Source organism: Lentiprolixibacter sp. (assembly GCF_982873095.1).
Genome location: NZ_CEYNTP010000118.1, coordinates 1 through 8,308 on the forward strand (window position 1 = coordinate 1; position 8,308 = coordinate 8,308).

The window sequence follows — 8,308 nt, forward strand, 5'->3', positions numbered from 1 at the left end:
CTTTGGTGCCAACTTGTCCTACTACAACAGTGGTCTGGATCAAAGCAGGGTGAATACTGTAGAGGACGATCCGTTCATCGGAGGCTTCCAGGACAGTTCGCTCCTGTCTTTCCAACCCGGATTTAACCTTTCGTATGGCAACTGGGATTTCGGGATGTTCGCTGAAAACCTCTTCGATTACAACCTGAAAACAAGTGAGTCTATCACGGATTTCAAGGATAAAACCTTTTCCGGGCACCTACAATATACCCATCAGTTTAAAACTGATGCCGGGATACTTGAAGGAGGTAGGTTAATGCCCCTGGCCCGTGCCCGAAAAGTGGGTGAAGAAGAATTTGTTTTAGGTGGGAACCTGATCCTCGACCTTCCCAAACTGGGTTGGCTTCAGGGGGGATATGACAGTTTTTACGGGGCCTCGGCCGGTATAGGGTTCAACCTTAACCGCCGTTTATCTATAGGGTATACCATGGAAAAAGGCCTGTCCAGCAACTTTGACAATTTTGGTCTCACGCACGAAATCTCTTTTGCTTACTCCATTACCCCGAACCTGACCGAAGACCGGGTAATGCTGGAAGATTTTGAAGATACCCTCGCCAGTAAAGATGAAGATAGGGAAGAACTCACTCCATCCGAAAAAGATGAAGAGATTGCCGAGCTAAAAAGGAGGCTGGCTGAAAACGACGCCATTCTCGCCGAACTGATCTACCGCCAGGATTCCCTGGAACAAAACCAGCAAAGGGACCTCGAAGATCGTTTTGAAATGGTCATGCGCATGGTACGTCGCGAAACCAAAGGTCAGCGGGCTGATATCGAAGAAAAAGCGCGGGACCTCTATTTCAATCCTCAAGACCGGGATGCCCTTGCCGAGCGTAAGGTTCAGGAAGAGGAACAGCGCCAAAAAGCCCTACTCGACCTGAAGAAAGAAAAGAAAGAGGTGGTAGAAGCCTATAAAAAAGAGGAGGTTGCCCCAATTGTTACCGAGATCACAAAAACCCCAGAAAAAGCAACTCCTGCTGCGAAAGGGGTGAAGAGCAGGAAATTCCGGGATCTAAACGGTGTTGCTGACGGCTACTATGTTGTAGCAAACGTCTACAAAGGAAAATATTACCTCAACAAGTTTGTGGATAAACTCAACGGGGAAGGATTTGATGCAGATTACATAGACAATCCCAACAACGGTTTAAAATATGTGTATCTGAAACGCTATGACAGCTGGCAGGAAGCCAAAGCCGCTTATGAAACCCGTATGGGGGGCAGCTACGATGGTGACCTGTGGATCATGAATGTAGACAACCGCTACACCAACGAGGCCTATGTGGAAAACAGCCGGAAGATCGAGGAGAAATCCTCGCGTTATGGCCAGGATGTACTACAGAAAAATGTTGTGGTGCGGGACAATGTGGGAGATGCGCAGCAACCTAAGACCTACGAAATAAAAGGAGTTGGCGGCGGCTTCTATATCATCGCCAATGTATTTGCCAATCCAAAGAACGCCAACAGATTCGTTAAGCTACTCAATGCCCAGGGATTAAGTGCCAGCTACTTTATAAACCCCGAAAATAACTATCGGTATGTTTATTTGAAAAAGCACGATTCCTGGAACAACGCTCTGATATCTTACTACTCAAATCTTAATGACGCATACACAGACAAGATGTGGATTATGCGTGTGACACCAAACTTAATAACCTGATGAAGAAAAAACTACTTGCCAAACATATATTGTCGGCCTGTGTTTTGCTTCTTTTTGCATTCACAGGATTTTCGCAAGAGTTCAACACCTTTGATATTCGCTACCAGAATAACATTAAAGGTGACCTTACTTTCATTGCGAACAACATCGTTAACAGGGACGGGGGGACATCAAACACAGAGCCCAATGACCCGTATAACGCAACGGGGAATTCTTCTACCTACAACGACTGGCTGAACCAGCAGTATATTGATGTGGACGGGGACCCCACAACCTTTAGTTCCAGTTCTGCGATCCTTAATTTTCCTCAGGCCAACTGTAACCTGGTGCGCTATGCAGGGCTTTACTGGACGGCCACTTATCCGAGCGAACAGGCCGGGCAACCCCTGGGTACTAACCGGCAAAACGACTTTAACCAGGTGCGGTTCCGTGTTCCAGGTGGTGCCTATGTAGATGTGGTAGCCGATGAAATCCTTTTTGATGGCTTTACCAGCACCGATCCTTCAGTAACCCAAAACAGTCCGTACGCCTGCTATGCAGACGTTACCGGACTAGTTACTGCTCTGGCCGATCCCTCTGGGGAATACACCGTAGCCAACATCAGATCTGTTGTAGGCTCTCTATCGCCTGGTGGTGGAGCTTCCGGAGGTTGGACATTAGTAATCGTATACGAAAACCCTTCGCTGACCGGGAAGCTGATCACTACTTTTGATGGTTTTGCCCGGGTAAGGAGTGCTAACCCTACAGTGGATATCAATTATTCTGGTTTCAACACCATCCCGGTAGGTCCTGTGACCGCCCACATAGGTGCAGCTGCCCTGGAGGGCGACAATCGTATCACCGGAGACCGCATGCAGATCCGTGCTGCCAGCAATCCAGGATTCACCACATTAAGCAACGCCGTCAACCCGGCCAATAACTTTTTCAACAGTAACATAACCCTGAATGGGGCCATTCTTAATGGACGTACCCCTAATAGTATCAACACACTGGGTTATGATACCGATATTTTCCTGTTAAACAATCCGCTAAATTCCGTATTGCCCAATAGTGAAACGGATGCCACCTTCAGGTTTACCTCTAGCGGAGATCAATATTACCCCTTCTTCAACTCCTTCAATGTTGAGATCATAGAACCTAACATTGTCGTTGAAAAGACGGTGGAAGATATTGCCGGAAACGACATCACCGGTGCCGGTGTGAACCTTGGACAATTACTCGACTATGTGCTTGGTTTTCAAAACATTGGTAATGACGACGCCACCAACTATGTGTTGAGGGACGTCCTTCCGACCAACGTTACTGTAATTGAATCTGATCTAACATTGCCGCCAGGGGTTACTTATGTATACGATCCAGTAGCACATGTGATTTCCTTCAATATTCCGGATAATCTAATTGAAGCCGGAGATCCGCTCTCCGAAATACGTCTACGTGTTCGGGTAGCTGAAAACTGTTTTGATTTTGTGGATGCCTGTACGGATCAGATCGCCAACCAGGCCTATTCTACTTATCAGGGGGTAATTAATGACAACCAAATCACTGATGATCCCAGTGTTTCTGATTTTGATGCCTGTGGATTTGTGACCCCGGGAGCGACTAACTTCCTGTTGGACGATTTGGAAAGCTGTGACTACAGCAGAACCGTGGAGCTCTGTGGAAATGATGTGGTCCTCGATGCAGGAGACAATTTCGACGCATACATCTGGTATCAGGACAATAATGCAGACGGATTAATAGATGCCGGAGACACTGTCATTAACGACGGGGACCCGGATAACGACCCCAGCACGTTCGTGGTTACAGAAGTGGGCTCCTATATTGTAGATAAGATCGTTGCTGATCCCTGTAAAGGTTTCCAGGAGATCATTACTGTAGTTTTTAGTGGATCAACACAAACCAACCCCATTATTGACCTGATCAATGATCCTACAAACACCGTAGAAGGGGAAGTGGTTACCTGTCCTAATGACGGGGACTTATTGCCTAAAGTCTTCCTATGTGGTATCAATGACACCGAATTGATTGAAATTAACATCCCTGATGCTACCAGCATTGTCTGGGAACAACTGGATGAAAGCAGTTGCGCGGATGCCGGGGAAGACTGTCCCAACAAGGAGGCTACCTGTACCTGGAATACTGTGGATACCGGGAATGATTTCCTGGCCTCAGCCCCGGGGGAATACCGTGTAGTGATTAACTACTTAAACGGCTGTTTTACAAGGTTTTATTTCAACATTTTCCAGAATCCACTGGATCCGCAATACAATGTGACCGACCTGATCTGTACCTCTCCTGGTAATATCACGGTAACCAATATGCCTGCGGACTATGAATACCAGTTGCTGGATGCCACCAATGGCAATATCCTCGTGCCTTTCAGTGCTGGAAACGGACCTAGTTTCACCATCGGAACCAATGGCGCCTATACAGTTGAAATGCGTCAGCAAGGTGTAGTGGGAGGATGTATCTTCAGGTTGGAGAATATCGGTGTTTTACAGCGTAATTTCCAGGTAGATATAACCACTACTAATGCCGATTGTAATGGTCTCGGATCTATAAGTATTTCTGCCCTGGATGTGGAGCCGCAATACTATTATGAGATTTCACAAGGCGGAACCGTGGTAGATACCTTCGGGCCCACCGTTGATAACAACCATACCTTCCCCAATCTTAATCCCGGGGTTTACGATGTAGAGGTTACTACTGATGACGGCTGTTTGCACAACGAACAAGTAACCATTCAGGACAACAATGACCTGGAGCTGGAAGCACGTATTTCACAGCATATTACCTGTAGGGAAGGAAATATCCAAATGTCCTCTACCGGAGGACAAACCCCTCATACCTATGCCATCTGGGAATTTGTGGATGACATGGGAGTTACCCAAATCTCGTATCCCACTCCAGCTGACATTCCTGCTTCGGAATTCCAGACCAGTCAGATATTTGACATTCTGGATCCCGGCACCTACACCTTTGTGGTAGTAGACCGCAACAATTGTTTTGACATTTCCAATTCAGTTGTAATTGAATTCAGGCCGTCTGCTGATTTTGATCCCACAACGGTAATCGATGTTCTATGTTTCGGCGAAGCTACCGGTCAAATAATCTTTAACCTTCTTGACAGTAATGGGTATCAGCTTACTTTCTATTTATTCGATGCCACAGGTTTTGACGAAAACAATTACGATTATGCCAACGCAATAGCTACTAATTCTTCCGGAACATTTACTGGTTTACCTGCCGGAGATTATGCTATTGTCATCAATCAACGCAAGGGAAGTGCATCCTGTGACTACTTCGAATATCAGACCATTTCTACTCCTGTAAGTGGTATATCTGCGGATGCAGTATTGATTCAAAACTATACCTGCGTTCAAACCGCAACAATTGAAGCACAAAATGTGACCGGGGGAACTGCTCCGTATGAATACAGTATAGACGGCGTTAATTTCGTGAGTGGTGCGGGAGCTGAAACGTTTACTGGCCTTACTGACGGCACCTATTCCATTACCGTACGCGACGCCAGTGGCTGTTTGTTTGTCACGAATAGCATCACGATTGATCCGCTTAACCCGCCAACAGACCTTACTTTTACAGCAACACAGCCTGTTTGTCCGGCTTTAATCGCGGATGTTACCCTTACTGTGGTTGATGGGACTGCTCCATTCGTTTACGAAATCATTGCGCCTGCTGCTGTTAATAACGGGAACAACAACGTATTTACCGGACTTACTCCGGACACCTATACCTTCCAGGTAACTGACAGCTATGGCTGTATTTATCAGGAAGATTTTACCATTGCCCCTGTAACTCCCATACAGGTATCTGGCACCCTGGTGAGCAATATCAGTTGTTTGGGAGATGCAGATGGTGAAGCCACCTTTACGGTATCCGGTTTTGCGACTTCTTATGATTATAGCATTACAGGACCAGCCACTTTCAGTGGTTCGGCAGAGACCAATGCAACGATTGCACTCAACACACTGCCAGCCGGAACCTACGATATTACAGTAACGGACAATGACACCAATTGTACCGATACTGCAAGCGTAACCATTGACGCCCCGGCAGCAGCTTTGACCTTAACGGCCACTCCAGTACAACCTACCTGTACGGACCCGGGAAGTGTACAGCTGACCGGCGCAGGAGGATGGGGCGGCTACACCTACGAAATTACCTACCCGGATACGGTAACTATCGTAAATAACACAACCGGTAATTTTACCGGCCTCAATCAGATCGGCACGTACACGGCTACCGTTACCGATGCCAATGGTTGTATAGTAACCACTACGTTTGACCTTAACTCGGCAGTGCCGCCTGTGCTGAGCATTGTTCCCAACGACCCATGTTATGACGATGCTGTTGGCCTTACCCTAACGGCCAACGTAACCTCGGGCGGGGATGGGAATTTCCAATACCGTATCAACGGCGGGGCATACGGGCCCTCTAACGTTTTTACAGGCCTTGCTCCTGGCACCTATACTATCGATGTAATTGATGGTAATAACTGTACAGCAACAGATACCATCACTATAGATCCTGAACTTAGCGTTACTGCTACCGCAGATGATATATCTGCCTGTGGTACAAATACCGATGTTACAATTGTAGCGGCTGGTGGCGACGGTGCTTATGTATACGCCGTGGTTGCCGATGGCGTTGCTCCCAATCCTGGGGACTTCGCTGTTACAAACCCCGTAACCGTAACCGGTGCCGGGGACTACGATGTGTATGTTCGTGACAACAACGGAAATGCCGGCTATTGTGAAGCTTCTTATGACCTGACTATCGTCCAGGATCTGCCCCTGACCGTAACGGCCACCGCAACTCCTGTGGTGTGTTTCGGAGAATCTAACGGTACGATTACCGTTACTGCGGCCAACGGCTCTGGTCCGTATGAATACAGTATCGACAATGGGGCCACCTATCAGGCCTCTGGGAATTTTGTAAACCTGCCTGCGGGCACCTATGCAGTCCGCGTGAGGGATGCCGACAACTGCGAGGAAACAGCCAGTGTAGACGTCCTTGAGCCTGCACAACTCGTGGCAGAGGCCGCCATTACCCAGGCCTATACCTGCCTGCAATTAGGCGAAATTACCGTGGGAAGTGTTACCCCAACCTCAGGAGGTTCCGGGGATTACCAATACAGCATTAACGGAAGTGCCTGGACAGCAGTTACCACAGGAGGAACCGTATTTAGCAACCTGACTGATGGCACCTATTCCATCAGAGTAAGGGATGCCAATGCTACTTCCTGTATCCTGACACTTCCTGACGTAATCATTCCGCCGCTCCCAACAGAGCCCACCTTGAGCACGTCAGTAACCTATAATTGCGATGGGAGTGGGAATATTACCGTGCTGCCTAACGACCCCTCCTATACCTACAGCCTTGACGGGGGTGCCTTCCAGGCGTCCAACGTATTCAACAATGTTGCTGTAGGCAACCATACGATCACTGTGAATTACGGCAGTGACTGTACAACAGACACCCCTGTGCTTATCGAAAATGGCTACGCCTTCGATGCCAGCATCACGGCTTTTAGCAACATCAGCTGTAATGGCGGTGCAGACGGATCCATTACCTTTGAAGTGGATAATTTTGACGCGGTAAATGGATTTGAATATTCCGTTAACGGCGGGGCTTTTTCAGCACCTCAACTCGCCTCTCCTGTAACCATCAACGGACTTGTAGCCGGTGTTTATAACATCGAGGTCCGGGATGTGCTTGACAACAGTTGTACAGTAACACTTACTGAATCACTAACTGAACCCACCCCTGTTGTGGCTTCGGCGATAATTACGGAGCCTTTTACCTGTATCAATGGAGGGGCAACGATAACCGCCAGTGCAACCGGAGGAACCCCTTCCTACCTGTACCAGCTGGAAGACGGGGTAGGTGGTGTCATCACCCCTTACCAAACGAATACAACATTTACCGGACTTGTAGCCGGAGATTATATTGTACGTGTGCGAGACGCCAATAATTGCGAGGATCCTATAGATGCTCCAATTACCATTACTGCACCGGCCAATCCAACATTTACAACTACACCTACTGTATGCTATAGCGGAAACAACGACGGAACCATTCAGGTGGATATCACCTCCCTGCCCGGAAACGGTGGGTTCCAGTTTAGCATCAACAGTGGCCCCTGGATGACCCCAAGTCCGGCTACTGCTACTACGTATACCTTTACCAACCTTTCAGCCGGGAACTACACCATTGATGTAAAAGACCAGTTTGGATGTGTTGGGGTACAACAAAATGTGACCATCAATCCCCAGTTGGTGGCCAATGCTGTGCTCACAGCAGACCTGACCTGTCTGGCTCCTGCCACGGTTGAAGTGAATGCTTCCGGAGGTTCCGGAACCTACACCTACGAGTGGTCTGACGATGCTGGTGCTACGTATAACAGCACCAACTTTGCCGGAAATGTATTCAGCACCAACACGGATGGTACTTACCAATTCCGGGTAACGGATACTTCTGCACCAACGGCTTGTGTGGTGGTCACCAATTCTATCATCGTGAGCCCTGCTGTAACTCCTATTATCAGCAATGTGGTGCCCACTAACATTCTGTGTAATGGCGATCTGACAGGAA

General features: G+C 48.0%; 1 protein-coding gene and 1 pseudogene. Both read left to right on the forward strand.

The genetic code is table 11. The annotated features are described in order from the left end of the window. On the forward strand, window positions 1-1,693 hold a 1,693-nt coding region (locus tag AC4E7D_RS08355), incomplete at its 5' end, for a PorP/SprF family type IX secretion system membrane protein (protein ID WP_490173351.1). Beyond that, window positions 1,693-8,308: pseudogene (locus AC4E7D_RS08360) on the forward strand (T9SS type B sorting domain-containing protein); the annotation flags it as partial. The gene AC4E7D_RS08355 and the pseudogene AC4E7D_RS08360, both read left to right, overlap by 1 nt.